Source organism: Algoriphagus yeomjeoni (genome assembly GCF_003259505.1).
In the GTDB taxonomy this organism is placed as follows: domain Bacteria; phylum Bacteroidota; class Bacteroidia; order Cytophagales; family Cyclobacteriaceae; genus Algoriphagus; species Algoriphagus yeomjeoni.
The window spans coordinates 429,736-444,857 of sequence record NZ_QLLK01000002.1; the positions used below are offsets into that span (position 1 = coordinate 429,736).

Here is a 15,122-nt window from a genome sequence, read left to right on the forward strand (position 1 = left end):
TAAAACTTTCAGATACCCATTTAATGAAGGTTTTGACTCCGCTCAACTTGACAACTCTAAACCTTCTCGCTTTCCAACTTTTCCACATGCCAACTGAAAACTGCCAACCGCCTCATATCAGTCCTTTGTCACCTTACTCCCCCACCAATCAGCATTTGGAGTATATCCAGGACTTAGCATTTTAACTCGCTCAGCTTCCAAAGCTGGCATTCTTACATTTTTGTTTCTATCCAAAACTTCCTGATGTAAGACCGCATCAAACTCAGGATCATCCATTGGCTGATTTGAACCAGTTTTTTCAAGATACTTCAATAAGTCTGCGGTAAGTCTTTTAGTCACTTGAGGGTTTTGAAGAGCTAAGTCAGTCTGCTCACTTGGGTCTTTTGCCAGATCATACAACTCCAAACTTTTATCTTCCCAATAATAAATCAACTTCCAATCTCCCTCACGGACAATTGAACTAGGATCACCGCCCTGATTACCATAGTGTGGATAATGCCAATAAAGCGGTCGGGAGGTTATTTTCTTCTTTTGCATTGCCGGAGCTAAGCTTACCCCTTCAACATCAACTCCAGCAGGCATTTTTACATTTGCCAGTTCCAAAAGGGTTGGGTAAAAATCTATCCCGCTGGCCGGCACATCCAAGGTGATCAATTCTTTTTGCCCTGGTACCTTGATAAAATAAGGCACCCGAAGCCCACCTTCCCACTGATATCCTTTCCCGCCTCTCAGTGGCAAATTCGATGTAGAAAAAGCATCTCCTGAGGCTACACCACCATGATCTGAGGTAAATACGATAATAGTATTTTGATCCAAGCCAGCTTTAGCCAACGCTTCTGTCACCACACCTACCGCATCATCCATCGCCTCTACTAACCCCGCATAAACAGGATTATCTTGAAACTGTCGGATGGGAAGCCGTCTTTCCATAGTAAACCCATGATCTGCAATACCCATAGCCTCAGCCTTGGCTCTGTACTTTGCCCACTTCTCTTCGGTAGTCTGTATTGGGCCGTGTACTGCGTAAAAAGATAGCATAGCAAAAAACGGTTTTTCGTGATCTTGTTCGATGAACTTGGCAGTTTCGGTAGCTAGGCGCATGCTTAGGTTTTCACCATCCGGTCCTTGTTCCATTTTTGGGTTTTGATAAGGAGCAAAATACCCTCCTATCGGACTTCCTGAGGAGTAGCCACCTATATTAGTATCAAAACCATGATCTTCAGGATAGGAACCTTCCCCACCCAGATGCCATTTTCCTGCGAAAAAAGTCTCGTAGCCTGATGCTTTCAATGCTTCAGGAAGAGTGACATAAGAAGCCTTCAATGCGTGCTCGTAATTCGGGGGAAGTAATTTGGTATGTCTTCCAGCTTTTCTCCAGTCCTCACCATAAGCCGCTCCTATCCAATCTGTGACCCCATGAACTGCCGGAGTCAGACCAGTCATCAAACTGGCCCGTGCAGGGCTGCAAACCGGCGAAGCGGTATATCCCTGGATAAACTGATAGGATTGAGATGCAAGCTTGTCAATATTGGGAGTTTCATAGTAGTTGCTACCGGTAGCGCTGAGGTCATGATAACCTAGGTCGTCCACCAGGATAAATACAATATTGGGCTTGTCAGTTGATTGGGCAAAAGCCTGATAAAACCCGAGCATGAGGCATGCAAGTGGGAAAATTTTCTTCAGCATTAGGAGGTTTGTTGAATATAGAAAAACTAAGATGGTTAAGATCAATCAAAATCAAAAAAGGATTCGGGTATATGGGAATAATTATGTCATCTTAAAGCAAACTAATTTCAAAAATGAAAAAGGGTGAAAATTAAAAATGAATTTATTGGCAGCTTTTGTCTTTTGGAATTTTTTGAAAGGTAAAAATCATCATCATCATCATCATCGAATTCAAGCCATGGTCTAAGAAATTTATAAAAACATAAGCTTAACCCCATTTGGTTTAGGCTGAGAGATACATTCATCATGTTATAGCGCTCATCAAATTTCCAATATCTGCCCGCCCATTCAACTGCCATACTAATTTTCTCTTTTTCTTCATCCAGCAAATACAACATTGACTTTTCATCTGAACCGTAGATTTCAGATAGACTTTTAAGAAAAGATTCTAAGTTGGGAATTTGAGCAGTAGCAAAATCAGGCTCGATAAAACTCGTGGTAGTAAGCCTTAAAGATTTACTTACTTTCACCAAAGAAAAAAGTCCGCAAACTGGTTCAGCAAACTTTTTAATATAAATAGGATTTTCGTCAAAATGCCTCAAATCAAAAGTGAAATCCGAAGGCAAGTCGTCTAGCCTTGGAAACTCTCCAAACTTAAAATCCAACAATGCCTCAACTTTTTTAATAAAACTCATTTGATCAGATTTAGAAAAGTAACTTGTCTTTAGAGTATTAGGATCAATTTCCACGAAAAATACCAGACTATTCTGTTTTTGAAAAGTAGATAACAAAAATTATTGATGTTGGTAATTTCTTCTAAAAGTTTTGGGGTAGAAGAGTTCATCAGGGGGGAGTTGCATTTTTTGATATTCTTTATTTGCTCATATTTAAGCAATAACTAGTGAGAGTTTTACCTTTAAAAAATCACCCAAAATCATTTTTCGAATTATCTTGCCAACAATCTTTTCAAAAAAAACCTACCTGTGCAAGAAAAAACAACAGAAGAAGTTCAAGAAAAATTACCCAGAAACCTAGGACTTTGGGGTGTATGGATGTTGGTAGTCAATGGATTGATTGGTGCTGGGATTTTTGGACTGCCTTCGGGAGCAGCCAGACTTGCAGGTGAATACAGTGTGTTAATCTATGTATTCTGCGCACTTCTTATGCTGCCAGTTATTCTGAGTTTTGCGGAGGTGGGGAGTTATTTCCGGGGGACAGGCGGACCTATACGATATGGAAAACTGGCTTTTGGCTCGTTTGTGGGTTTTCAGGGGGGCTGGCTGTATTACCTGGCACGATTGATTTCCTTTGCTGCGAATACCGTCTTGCTTACAGATAGCATAGCTTATTTCTTTCCAATCATGGGTGATGGAATTGGCCGGTTGATTTCCTTGGCACTGACCTGCGGACTTCTCAGCCTGATCAATATTCTAGGTTCCTCAGAGTCCATTCGCTCCATGACGCTATTTACTATTGTCAAATTCTCCGTATTAATCGGATTGATATTCGGAGGTTTCCTACTGATCGGGCCTGATGTCATTCCTCGATTCGATAGCCCGTTGCCAGCTGGCTCAAATTTGGGTGCAGCCACCTTACTTTTGATCTATGCCTTTGTGGGATTTGAGGGTGCAATCGTGCCAGCGGGTGAAGCCAAGCAACCGAAGCGTGACATGCCTTTAGGTTTAATTCTTGGTTTGGTGGTAGTCACTGTCATTTATATGCTGATCCAACTGGTGTCACAGGCTGCCGTACCCAATTTGGCAGAAAGCAGCAGCCCTCTCCTAGATGCTTCTTCAGCCCTTTTTGGAAGTATAGGAGCAGTAATTCTGATGATTGGCGTAGCCACTTCTGTCTTGGCAAATCTGATCAGCTCGATGTTTTCTGCTTCCAGAATCACCTATGCTCTGGCTTTGGAAAAATCCCTTCCAGGCTGGTTTGGGGCGGTAAGCAACAAGTTTTTGACTCCGGCTAATTCAGTTTTATTCTTTGGAATAGCCGCCTTTGTATTGGCTGCGATGGGCTCCTTTACCTTTTTGGCCGCCATGACCGTATTATCCCGATTATTTCTTTTTATCATGACTTGTGCGGCGATACCGGTTCTGAGACCAAAGTTTCGAGATCAGGGTTACTTCATCCTCAAAGGTGGATACCTCATCCCAATACTAGGAATTTTAGCTTGCCTATGGCTGATGCTTCAGGTGAGTTGGACCTCCATTTGGCTCACTGCCGTTTTGATTGGAGTTGGAACAGGCTTGTATTGGTTGGGGAGGGCGCAGAAGTAAATATCTACTACCATCACGATTAACGATTGAATAACTTGGAGACTCCCTATGATATCGCGGGTTACTAAATGGCACAACTAGTATGATTTCGACCGAGTTTTAGAAAAACAGAATGTTTAACCCTATCCTACGGCAAACCAAATCAGTCTAATTCCAAAACCTATCATGACTATGCCGACGGCTTTATTTAGCCAAAACATAAATTTTGGGGTTACAAATTGAGCTAATTTCTGGGCTATATAGGCTTTGATAAGATCAATTACAAAAACAGTAAGAAGTATTCCCAAGTAATAGGACCAAATATCTGTGTTGTCAAAAGCGGGTTTTAAGTGAACCAAGCTGGCAATGGAAATCCAGAATAAGAGTACAAATGGATTGATTCCATTGATGCTAAATCCTTTGAGAAATGCATTTCGCTTTTTGGCTCTGTGCAACTCTTCCACCATAGCATCAGGCTTGGCACCTTGCTTTTTTACCAAATAGCTTATTCCAAAACCAATAAGAATAGCTCCTCCCACATAAGCTAAAATAGATTCGAAATAAGTGGCTTCCGCTAGAAACTTGACCCCATAAAAAGTCAGCAATACATAGAGTGTGTCAGAGGTGAGTATGCCCAAAGCAACCATTGCAGCATAGCGAAAGCCCTTTTCGAGACTACTTTGGATAAGAGTGAAAAAAACGGGACCAATCATTGCCGAAAGCAATAATCCCATACTGACTCCTTCAAGCAGTGCTTCACTCACAGCTTGATGTCTCTAGTAGTTAAAAATGCTTGCCAATTTGCAGCTTTATCACCTTTGAGCACTCTCGGGAATTTGTAAGAACCTCCTTCTTTTCCTTGTGCTTTCAGCCAATCATAAAAAACAGAAGATGGTATTACGGAAACAATCACATCCCGTAAAGCATGGTTTCTTTCCACAGCATAATCATCATTGAGAACTTTCAGATACTTATCAATGGTGTCACTTAAGGTTTTCGACTCAATAGCTGCATCAAGTCCTATAAACCAATGATGGGCAAACAAAGTACCATGCGGAACCCCAATCACGGTGAATTCACGGATATTTAGATCCTGTTCTTCAGCGGTGAGTTCTATGGCTTTATTCATATTATCCACAGAAAGATGCTCTCCACAAAGACTCAAGAAATGCTTGGTGCGACCAGTAATTATTATCTCTGATTCCTCCTTGGACACAAAACGTACCACATCACCTATCAGGTAACGCCAAGCTCCTGCGCAGGTGCTAATCAGAAGCGCATAGTCCTTTCCTACCTCTATTTCATCTATTTTCAGGGTCTTTGCATCGGGTTTGATATTTCCATCCTCATCAAAGTTTTCTGTAGTGAAAGGCACGAACTCATGAAAAATCCCATTATTGAGAACCAAACGCATGGATTTACGATTTGGCAAGGCCTGGAAAGCCAAAAATCCCTCGGAAGCTAAGTAAGTCTCCAAATACAATAATGGCTTGCCCAATAGCTTTTCAAATCCTTTTTTATAAGGCTCAAAGGAAACGCCTCCATGAACGAAAATCTGCAGGTTTGGCCAGATCTCATGGATATTCTCCACCTGATAGTGAGCAATTATTTTTTCTATCAGGATCTGAAGCCAAGCCGGTACCCCAACAATAATCCCGATATCCCAAGACTTTGCTTTCTCTACAATTTGATCAAGTTTATCTCCCCAGTTTTTGCTTCGTGAAATCTTTTTCCCTGGCTTATAAAATCGCTGAAACCAAATCGGTAATCTTCCTGTGGTAATCCCACTCAGATCTCCGGAGAAATAAGTGCCATTAAACTCCAAATCTGTACTTCCACCTAACATCAAAATCCCTTTTGTCAGCAAAGAAGCTGGGAGATCATATTTGGAAAGTGAAAGAATTTGGCGCACCCCTGTTCTACGAATAGCTTTCACCATATCTCTGGTGATGGGAATGAATTTGGAGGTAGCACCAGATGTACCACTGCTCAGGGCGAAATGCCTAACCGGACCCGGCCAAGTGACGTTTGATTTCCCTTCTAGCAGTTTGTGCCACCATTCCTCGTGAATTCGGTTGTAATCATAGATGGGTACTTGAGATTTATACATCTCATAAAAATCATCCTTTCCCTTTCGAAAGCTTTTAAGGATTTTACCAAAATCATATTTCCGCCCAATCTCTGTTTCAGCAGCATGAATCAGTAACTTCTTTAATTCCTGACGCTGTAGCTCTAAAGGGTGAGAGTACTCCTGCTCTAGACTCTCTCTCAGACGTATGCCTTTTTTTAGTAAAGTACTAATGATCGCCATATCTTTGTTTTAGGCCTTCTTTAAAAATAGTAAAGCATAAAAATAGAAAATGGACATCAAAGCCAACCTCGAAAAAGTAAAAAAAACATTCATAAATCAGGATTGTCTCTTAGTTGCTGTAAGTAAGACAAAGCCTTTGGAAGATCTAAAAGTGGCCTATTCGGCTGGAATCAGAGACTTTGGAGAGAATAAAGTGCAAGAACTCCAAGCCAAACAACCTGAAATGCAAGGGGATGTCAACTGGCATATGATCGGTCACCTGCAAAGTAATAAGGTCAAATACATAGCTCCCTTCATACACTTGATTCATGGCGTGGATTCTTTCAAGCTGCTCAAAGAAATCAATAAGCAGGGAAAAAAGGTAGGTAGAAAAATAAATGTGCTACTCCAAATGCACATTGCCGAGGAGGAAAGTAAGTTCGGTTTTGATTCCAAGGAATTGAATGAAATGCTGGCAAATCCTGACTTTTTGAACCTAAGTCATGTGACTATTCAAGGACTAATGGGAATGGCTACTTTTACAGAAAATAAAGATCAGGTGAGGAAGGAGTTCAAAGGACTTAAGACACTTTTTGAAGAGCTGAAAGGTCGTGATCTTCCAGGTTTTGTCCAGCTGAACGATGTATCCATGGGAATGAGTGGGGATTACCTGATTGCTCAGGAGGAAGGAAGTACCATGGTAAGAATAGGCTCAGCGATTTTTGGAGAGAGAGATTAAGATTTGGGATTTCGGATTTGGTACCCAATTGCTTTGATAATTATATACCCGCTATGGGATTTATTATTCCCAGAAATTTCTAAAAATCGAGTTAAACCAACAGAACATGCCCTAATTCGCTGAATTAGGGCATGTTCTGTTAGTGGCATTAGGATTGAAATTCTAGAAAAGTAGAAGTTCAAACATTAATTAAATAATCACATTATGAGTTCATTATTATATCTCATCGCAGTCATTCTATTGATCGGCTGGATAATCGGCGTATTTATTTACAGTGTCACAGGCCTTATTCACATTCTTCTAGTATTAGCATTAGTTGCTGTTATTTTCCGATTGATTGGAGGTAGGTAGTTTGGGGAGATTTGTGGATTGAAAGATTGGAGAATTAGAAGATTAGGAGATCCCGATAGCTATCGGGAGGGGATTCGGGATTACTGAAAAACCATTGAATTCAGGGTCATTTCGACGACTGCAGGGAGGAGAAATCTCATTAGGTCTACTGATGAGATTTCTCCTCGCGTTATTTTTTTTGAGACGTAATTTAGGTTTCGTTTCGCTCGTCGAAATGACGGATAGGAAGATGAAATTGATTGGAAAATTGGAAGATTAGGAGATTAAGAGATTTGGAGATCCCGATAGCTATCGGGAGGAGATTCGGGATTCGGAATTATTGAAAAACCATTGAATTCAGGGTCATTTCGACGACTGCGGGGAGGAGAAATTTCATTAGGTCTACTGATGAGATTTCTCCTCGCGTTGTTTTTTTTGAGACGTAAGTTAGGTTTCGTTTCGCTCGTCGAAATGACGGGTAGGAAGGTTCATTTGGACGGAAATATAAAAAAGTACTAAACTCCGGCAAGCTGCATTACCATTCACCGACAATTGAGTGCAATTCGACTATAGATTATTTCAACTGACCCAAAATCTCAAATTTTAGATTTTTCTATTTATGACATTTGTGACAAGCAATCTGGCATAGCACGATACAAGTTGCGATATCCTTTAGCCAATCAAGTTTGTACATAACATAAATTAATAGAATTTATATAAAGCAGTAGTTAGAGTAGAAAAGGAGCGCAGAATAAGTTGTTTGTTCACCCCCACCCCCGGCTTGCCCTGATTAAATCTTCAACCGAATAATCAAAACACATGGTAAATCTCACGGATCTAATTATCACCCACTATGGGACTAATCAATCGGATCAAATAGTAGACAGCTATGAAATGATTAAAGGAATAATTGTTGATTTTGAAGGGCAAGCCAATTTTAATATCAAACTTGATAACACGTTGCCTTTAATAAACGGTGACCCAAAGCAATTGAAGATACTTTTTAAGAATTTCATCAGAAAAGCAATCGAACTATTCAATGGCTTGATCGGAGAAATCAACATCACCCACATTAAAGATTCTAAATCTTGGATTTTTGCATGTTTTGCGATAAGCCTTCAAAATGAAGGCGCGAAAAGGTACTCAGCTAACTTGTCTGAAACAGTCAATGAATTCAACATGGCGATTTCTAAAAAGTCTCTTTCCAGAAAAGCAGATGTAATCTTAAGTTTTTGAATTAGAACACTATGGAAACACCCTCTTTAAAGTATTTGAAAGAATTGTCAAAAGGCAACAAAAATTTCGAAATGAAAATTTTCAAATTATTGCTTGATGAACTCCCAACTGAGTATGCTACTTACCAACATGCCATCAGCACTAATAATTACTACTGGGCTGCAGAAGTCGTACATAAGATCAAACACAAAGTGGCTTTCTTTCAAATGAAAGAGGCTTTAACCCTTACTGAGAAGCATGAAACAGCTTTAATGTCAGGAAATTTAAATTATCAACTAGATTTTCAGGAAGTTATGAGTAATATTCTTAAATTTCTTCCTGAACCATATGAGTAGATATGAACTGCATTATCATTGACGACGAAAGTGTGTCAAGAGAAATACTAACTTTTTTATGTGAAAAAGAGCCTGATTTGGAGGTCCTAGGAAGTTTTTCAAATGCCATGGATGCATTTAGATTCCTCAACAAGGAACAGGTAGACCTGATATTTTTGGATGTTCATATGCCAGGATTCAGTGGCTTTGATTTTATTCAAACTTTGAAAAAGCCACCGCATATCATTTTGACTACTTCAGACCAAAGTATTGCCATACATGCCTTTGATTATGAAAGTATCATTGATTTCTTAGTGAAGCCTATAAACCCAGATCGACTAAAAAAAGCAATCAGTCGAGTCTTCAAACTATATAAAAAGGAGGTCAAAACTGCCCCTCAAACGAATTTAGACAATGGGGATAAGAATCAATTTTACATCAACATTGATAAGCGTCTGATAAAACTCAATGCAAATGAGGTCAATTTGATTGAAGCACAGGGTGATTATGCCCTTATTAAATTAGACAATCAGGAGTTTAAAGTTCACAGTACACTCTCAAAGATTTTCGAAAAATTATCTCCTGATTCATTTTTCCAAGTACATAGATCCTATATCATCAACCTTCACAAAATAATTGATATACAGGACAATACCGTCCTAATTCAAAAATCAGTCATCCCTATCAGCAGATCAAGGCGAGCTGAACTGATGAGCAGACTTAACCTGATTTAAATCCAACAGGTTTGCCATTTAATTTCCTAATTCATCCTTTTGCAATTGAATCTGGTTGAGTACCAATTCAATTTCCTTTCTCATCAGATCTAACTTTTCCAAGAGAAGGTTTTTGTCAAAAACAGAAACTTGCTCAAACCCTGTAGCCATTTTTGCTAGGATGGGCATACCAGAAGATACCGCAGTACCATACATTTTATGACTTGCCTCATTCAATCCTTCCAAATCCTCCTCCTCTATCCTCATATTCATGTCATGCAGGGATCCTTTTAATTCAGCTTTTACCGTGTCTAAAATCCTAGCTAACACCTGCTTATTATTATCGGTATAATTGATTAAGGTATTTTTAGAATAGTGGTTTTCAAAAACAGCTTGGGGATCAGCTGTAGTATGGACTACAAGCCACTTTTTAAATACTTCTCGCAGGGTGGCTTCTACTACTGGTTTTACTACAAAATCGTCCATCCCCGCTTCCATGCATTTCTCCCGTTCTCCTTTTACATTTCCAGCTGTAAGCGCAACAATGGGCACTTGTCTATCTTTAGCAATTGCCCGGATGTTCCTAGTGGCTTCATAACCATTCATTTCAGGCATTTGTAAATCCATTAGAATAAGGTCAGGTATCTCCATTTTACAATATTCTAAAGCCTCTACCCCATTACTTGCTTTGATTAAAATGGCATTAGGAAAGGTGCGCTCAATAATAGTTTCTGCTAGTAGCATATTCACTCTATTGTCTTCGGCAATTAAAATTTTGTACTGCGTCTGCTGAAGTGCGACACTCTCTTTTTTTGCACTTAAATTAACTTCCTCTAGGCTTTGTAATCGGGAAAGGGTATAGTAAAAATCCTGAAGTTTGATGGGCTTGACCAAGCGATGCTTCACGCCAAGCTCCTTACAAACCTGAAGTATTTTTTGATCATCTGAGGAACTTTGGAGTAAAATCACCGGCATCTTATTTAAATCTGCCAGAAAGCTTTCTTTGATCTTCTTTATAGTCTCCAGACCATCCATAAATGGCATATGGTAATCCATTAAGATCACATCAAACTGTTCTCCTTTGGCCAAAATCTGAAGGGCTTCAAGACCATTAGTGGCTTCCTTGGATTGAATGTTTTTCAATAATAGCATCTGGCTGACAATTAGCCTGTTGTTTTCATTATCATCTACTACCAAAACGTTCTTGATGTCATCGATATCAAACCATTCTATAGGTTCTCCCATTTCTGTTTTCAGGATCACTTCAAAAAAGAAGGTACTTCCTCTGCCAATATTGGAAACCAATTGCAACTTGCTATCCATTAACCCAAGAAGACGATTAGAGATAGTTAATCCCAAGCCTGTGCCGCCATATTTCTTGGTAGTGGAACTATCCTCCTGGGAGAAAGCTTCGAAAATCTTTATTTGTTTTTCCGGATGAATTCCAATGCCTGTGTCTCTAACCGAAAATCTTAATCTAGAATGATCGCCCATAGATTCCAGGTTCTCCACCTTCAATTCAATTTCACCTTGTTCAGTGAATTTGGAGGCATTGCCCAAGAGATTGACCAAAACTTGCTTCAGTCTATCCGAATCAGCATAGATAAACCTAGGAAGATCAATTTCAATATTAAGAAGCATTTCAAGCCCTTTATTCTGAATCTGATAGGTAGTAATATCAGTAGCCTGAGCGCACATTTCGTAGAGATCAGCCTTATCAATATCCAGTTCGAGTTTACCTGCTTCTATTTTGGAAAAATCCAAAATATCATTGATTATACTCAGAAGAGCATTTCCAGATTGATTGACTATAGATAAGTATTGATGCTGCGTTTCATTCAATTTCGTTTTGAGCACCAAGTCAGTAAATCCAATCACCCCATTCAGCGGAGTTCTGATTTCATGACTCATATTTGCCAAAAATTCAGACTTTGCCTGACTCGCTTCTTCTGCCTGGCCTTTGGCCAATTTTAATTCTTCCCGTTGATTGATGAGTGAGGTGATGTTTTGTGTGGAAATCATCATCCCTCCAATCTCCCCGTCGTGCAGATACCAAGGGCGCATTTCCCAAGTCACATATTGTGGCTTATCATAGCCCTGAAGGGAGTAAATCTCCTCTTCTCTTCTTTCTATAGCTCCATCTAATACGTTCTTGTGAATCTCGATCACATCAGCAGTCATACTATCCGCAAACACATCGTAATGTGATTCACCGATTAAGGTTCTTCCACTTAACTTATACTCATCTATCCACCGATTAGAGACGGCAAGGTAGCGCATTTCCTTATCCAGCATCGCTACAGCTGCCGGCGTATGTCTTACAAAGGCAGAAAGTCTGCTCTTTTCATTGATAAGGTCGAGTTCGATTCTCCTATTCTCGGTAATATCAATAGCGACACCTAAATACCCTATACTCGTAAAATCAGTGTCCCTTATTGGGGTTACAATCAGCGAAACCAAACGCTTTTCACCATCTTTTCTGAGGTATGTCCAGATTCTTTGCTCGGAACCATCCCTCTCAGGTCGAGCTATGAAAATCTCAAAACCTGAAATTGTTCTCCCAAATTCCTCCGAAAGTTCTGATCCAAGCTTCTGGACCTCCTCCTCTAAATGAATAACTGCAGGGGTATGCTTACCTACCATTTCTTCTGAGGAGTAGCCAAGCATTTTTTCTGCACCACTGTTAAAAACCGTGATTATTCCAGTTAGATCTGTGGCAATAAAGCTTACTTCTGAAGAAGCATTAAATACATCATCCAGTGTTTTTTTGGCCCTTGCCACTTCCAACTCAATTTTCTTTCGTTCATCTATATCCTGAAATGTCCCAAAAACACGAGTACATTTCCCATCAGTAAACTCTGGGTATCCAATTGTCCGCACCCATAATTCATTCCCTTTTATGGAGACGAGTTGCAGTTCGAGATCCCAGGGCTCACCAGTGGCAATAGCATTCCGCACAGCTCCTAAAATTTTATTTTGGCTTTCCCCTTCTTTGTAAAAATTGATTCCGGATTCAAAGTTCGGCTCATAATCGTCTTCCACTTCATGAATTAATCTCGTGACTGGTGTCCATAGCACTTTTTTCTTAATAAGGTCTAGACTCCAGCCTCCAACTCTCGCCACTTTACCCGTTTCCTCCAGCAATTGCTTTGTTTTCTTCAGATCCTCCTGAAGTTCTGACCGAGAAGTAATATCAATAGCGTTACCAATCACATAGGTGGAATCATCCACCTTACTCTTCTCCAATACATTATTAAATAGCCAAATTCGTTGAGAACCATTTTTGTGTTGGGTTATCATCTGTCCATTGGCTTTGCCCTTGGCTAATATTACTTTTAGATAATTCTCAAGTTCATCATGCTTATCGGTGGGCATAATATCATAAAGGCTCATCGCATTTATTTCACTCACCGTGTATCCTAAAATCTCAGCCCCAGAAGAATTGACAGTCAGAAAATTACCCTTTAGATCATGCGTACACATGAGTCCTTGAGAATTCTCGAAAAATGACCTGAGCTTCTCCTCATTTTCTACAAGCTTTAATTCTTTTTTTCTTTCTTCCGAAATATCTCTTCCAATTGCGAAGATATTTCCTGTATCAGGTTCTGGAGAAGCCATCCATTGAAGTGCCTTATAGGAACCATCAATGGTTTTGAAGCTATGTATGAAGTTAATCGTAGGGATCCCATTGGATAATTTTTCCAATTCCAAAGCAGTTTTGTCCACATCATCAGGATGAATCAATTCAAAGAAGGATTTATTCAACAAAGTATCCATATCCCATCCCAGTATTTGATGAAAAGAGGGGCTTACCTTTTTAAAAAAACCATCCGTTCCTGCTACGCAAACTAGGTCCGAGGAGAATTTAAAGAGTTTTTCATAGTGGTTGAGCTCTATATTGATTTTTCTGTCACGGACCATGCTCATCAGGCCACCTGCTAGAATCTTTAATCCGGTGATCTGTTCCTCATCCAGCGTTTTGGACTCCAAGTCCAGCATAGCCAAAGCTCCTAAGAGATTCCCATGAATATCCTTAATCGGAAGAGCAGCGAAAAAATTAAACCCTTTTTCTCTTAATGGAATATCGAAATCCTGACCCTCCTTTGACATTAGAATAATCTCCGATCGCTGAAGTGCTGAAAAAGTAGCCTCTAGATCAGAAGGTGCAATATTTTGAGTCTTTCCCTGCTTAGATTTTATCCAAACCTTATCAGCCCCGAAAAAGTAGATTAAGCCGGTAGAAGCAGCCGAAATCATCGTGGAAAGCTTGGCTATTCCGTCCAACTCCATATCCTTATTTGTATTGAGGATTTGTAGTCCTTCTAGTGATTTCAATCTAGAACTGTCTCCATATGAGTGATTCATATTTTGCATTTTATCAAAGTAATCTTGGGAATTGAAACTGCGGGGAATGTAGCCAGAAGGCAGTTATAAAAGTTAAAATATCTGTTTAAGTGTTAGTTAAAAAATTTTATGAACTAAAACTAGTAAAGGAAATCGGAAGAATAAAGCTCTGATGATTAAAAATTTAAAACATGTTGGGGATTGGAAGATTGGAGTATTGGGAGATCCCGATAGCTATCGGGAGGAGATTAGGGATTGATTTTAGAGTCATTTCGATGTACAAAAGGAGGAGAAATCTCATTAGGTCTACTGATGAGATTTCTCCTCGCGCTGGTAATGGGAATATAATCTAGCTATCGTTTCGCTCGTAAAAATGACGTAGAATGAGAGGATTGTAAATGAGAATAAGTACTAGGTTAATTCCTCAATCCCAAAATACTTCTGGCTCGTTCCAGATCTTCCAACGTATCGATTGCCACAGCATGATGAACTGTGGAAACCATCCTGATCTTAAAGCTATTTTCAAGCAGCCGCAATTGCTCAAGCATTTCAACCTTTTCCAACGTACTTTTCTCCAAAGAAGTATAGTGAATCAGGGCTTCTCTTCTATAGGCATATATTCCAATATGCTTCCAATACTGAAGTTCTCTGATTTTATCCCGATTGTATGGAATAGGTGATCTTGAAAAATAGAGGGCATCACCTTTATGATCGGTAATCACCTTGACAAAATTTGGATTTTGGGCTTCATCCTCAGAAATCAAGGTTTTCAGCGAAGCTATCTCTACTGTCTTATCCTCAAATACTTCCACAAGGTCTTTCAGCGACTTTTCATCCTGAAAAGGTTCATCTCCCTGCACATTCACAATGATCTCGGCCTCCACTTTTTCCAGCGCCTCAGCAATTCTATCGGATCCACTTTCGTGGGCGGTCTCACTGTAAAACACATTTCCTCCGACTTCCTCAACCTGCTTCTTTATCTCAATATGATCAGTTACAACCCAGACTTCATCGAAGACATTCGTCGCCAATGTGCTTAAATAGGTCCTCTGAATCACTGATTTACCTCCTAAATCTTGGACTAGTTTGGCAGGTAATCTGGTAGAGGCATATCTGGCGGGGATGAGGGCGGCAATTTTAGGCATATGGTAAATTTGAAATTAGGAATTTGAAATATGAGATTTAAGAATATCCAGAAGAATGACTAGTCCCCTAGATTCTTCACAATTT

The 15,122-nt window shown here is 39.8% G+C and carries 12 protein-coding genes; 6 read left to right on the top strand and 6 right to left on the bottom strand.

Features of this window, described 5'->3' with window-relative positions; translation table 11 throughout:
* Positions 1-117: 117 nt before the first annotated feature.
* Positions 118-1,686: a sulfatase gene (locus LV83_RS05160; RefSeq protein ID WP_111610464.1), complete on the bottom strand. Its 1,569-nt coding sequence runs from the start codon at positions 1,684-1,686 to the stop codon at positions 118-120.
* Positions 1,687-1,793: 107 nt separating this feature from the next.
* The gene (locus LV83_RS05165) at positions 1,794-2,360 is read right to left on the bottom strand and encodes a hypothetical protein (protein WP_146613690.1); all 567 of its coding nucleotides are present in this window, start codon (positions 2,358-2,360) and stop codon (positions 1,794-1,796) included.
* Between the two features lie 288 nt (positions 2,361-2,648).
* Here LV83_RS05165 and LV83_RS05170 point away from each other — a divergent pair, with 288 nt between their 5' ends.
* On the top strand, positions 2,649-3,947 hold the full coding sequence (locus LV83_RS05170; protein WP_245946998.1) for an APC family permease: 1,299 nt from the start codon (positions 2,649-2,651) through the stop codon (positions 3,945-3,947).
* A 122-nt stretch (positions 3,948-4,069) separates the two neighbouring features.
* Here the strand turns inward: LV83_RS05170 and LV83_RS05175 are convergent, their stop codons facing one another.
* Together LV83_RS05175 and LV83_RS05180 are read right to left on the bottom strand one after the other, a co-directional pair.
* The gene (locus LV83_RS05175) at positions 4,070-4,690 is read right to left on the bottom strand and encodes a LysE family translocator (RefSeq protein ID WP_111610466.1); all 621 of its coding nucleotides are present in this window, start codon (positions 4,688-4,690) and stop codon (positions 4,070-4,072) included.
* The gene (locus tag LV83_RS05180) at positions 4,687-6,237 is read right to left on the bottom strand and encodes a GH3 family domain-containing protein (RefSeq protein ID WP_111610467.1); all 1,551 of its coding nucleotides are present in this window, start codon (positions 6,235-6,237) and stop codon (positions 4,687-4,689) included. The genes LV83_RS05175 and LV83_RS05180 overlap by 4 nt, the downstream gene beginning before the upstream one ends.
* Positions 6,238-6,286: 49 nt before the next feature.
* Here LV83_RS05180 and LV83_RS05185 point away from each other — a divergent pair, with 49 nt between their 5' ends.
* From LV83_RS05185 to LV83_RS05205, 5 genes are all read left to right on the top strand, one after another.
* Positions 6,287-6,955: a YggS family pyridoxal phosphate-dependent enzyme gene (locus LV83_RS05185; RefSeq protein WP_111610468.1), complete on the top strand. Its 669-nt coding sequence runs from the start codon at positions 6,287-6,289 to the stop codon at positions 6,953-6,955.
* Between the two features lie 204 nt (positions 6,956-7,159).
* Complete coding sequence (locus tag LV83_RS05190) at positions 7,160-7,306, top strand: lmo0937 family membrane protein (protein WP_111610469.1); 147 nt, start codon at positions 7,160-7,162, stop codon at positions 7,304-7,306.
* Between the two features lie 798 nt (positions 7,307-8,104).
* Entirely contained in the window at positions 8,105-8,521 is a 417-nt protein-coding gene (locus LV83_RS05195) for a hypothetical protein (protein ID WP_111610470.1), read from the top strand.
* 11 nt (positions 8,522-8,532) lie between these two features.
* Positions 8,533-8,856, top strand: coding sequence for a hypothetical protein (locus LV83_RS05200; protein ID WP_111610471.1), 324 nt, complete (start codon positions 8,533-8,535; stop codon positions 8,854-8,856).
* Between the two features lie 2 nt (positions 8,857-8,858).
* The gene (locus LV83_RS05205; protein WP_111610472.1) at positions 8,859-9,569 is read left to right on the top strand and encodes a LytR/AlgR family response regulator transcription factor; all 711 of its coding nucleotides are present in this window, start codon (positions 8,859-8,861) and stop codon (positions 9,567-9,569) included.
* 18 nt (positions 9,570-9,587) lie between these two features.
* Here the strand turns inward: LV83_RS05205 and LV83_RS05210 are convergent, their stop codons facing one another.
* Together LV83_RS05210 and kdsB are read right to left on the bottom strand one after the other, a co-directional pair.
* Positions 9,588-13,913, bottom strand: coding sequence for a PAS domain-containing hybrid sensor histidine kinase/response regulator (locus tag LV83_RS05210; RefSeq protein ID WP_211320456.1), 4,326 nt, complete (start codon positions 13,911-13,913; stop codon positions 9,588-9,590).
* Between the two features lie 395 nt (positions 13,914-14,308).
* On the bottom strand, positions 14,309-15,037 hold the full coding sequence (kdsB, locus tag LV83_RS05215) for a 3-deoxy-manno-octulosonate cytidylyltransferase (protein ID WP_111610473.1): 729 nt from the start codon (positions 15,035-15,037) through the stop codon (positions 14,309-14,311).
* Between the last annotated feature and the right edge of the window lie 85 nt (positions 15,038-15,122).

Coding starts and splice junctions, on each gene's coding strand:
- LV83_RS05160 (WP_111610464.1), bottom strand. CDS start 1,686: ATGCTGAAGAAAATTTTCCCACTTGCATGCCTCATGCTCGGGTTTTAT.
- LV83_RS05165 (WP_146613690.1), bottom strand. CDS start 2,360: ATGAGTTTTATTAAAAAAGTTGAGGCATTGTTGGATTTTAAGTTTGGA.
- LV83_RS05180 (WP_111610467.1), bottom strand. CDS start 6,237: ATGGCGATCATTAGTACTTTACTAAAAAAAGGCATACGTCTGAGAGAG.
- LV83_RS05185 (WP_111610468.1), top strand. CDS start 6,287: ATGGACATCAAAGCCAACCTCGAAAAAGTAAAAAAAACATTCATAAAT.
- LV83_RS05190 (WP_111610469.1), top strand. CDS start 7,160: ATGAGTTCATTATTATATCTCATCGCAGTCATTCTATTGATCGGCTGG.
- LV83_RS05195 (WP_111610470.1), top strand. CDS start 8,105: ATGGTAAATCTCACGGATCTAATTATCACCCACTATGGGACTAATCAA.
- LV83_RS05200 (WP_111610471.1), top strand. CDS start 8,533: ATGGAAACACCCTCTTTAAAGTATTTGAAAGAATTGTCAAAAGGCAAC.
- LV83_RS05205 (WP_111610472.1), top strand. CDS start 8,859: ATGAACTGCATTATCATTGACGACGAAAGTGTGTCAAGAGAAATACTA.
- LV83_RS05210 (WP_211320456.1), bottom strand. CDS start 13,913: ATGAATCACTCATATGGAGACAGTTCTAGATTGAAATCACTAGAAGGA.
- kdsB (WP_111610473.1), bottom strand. CDS start 15,037: ATGCCTAAAATTGCCGCCCTCATCCCCGCCAGATATGCCTCTACCAGA.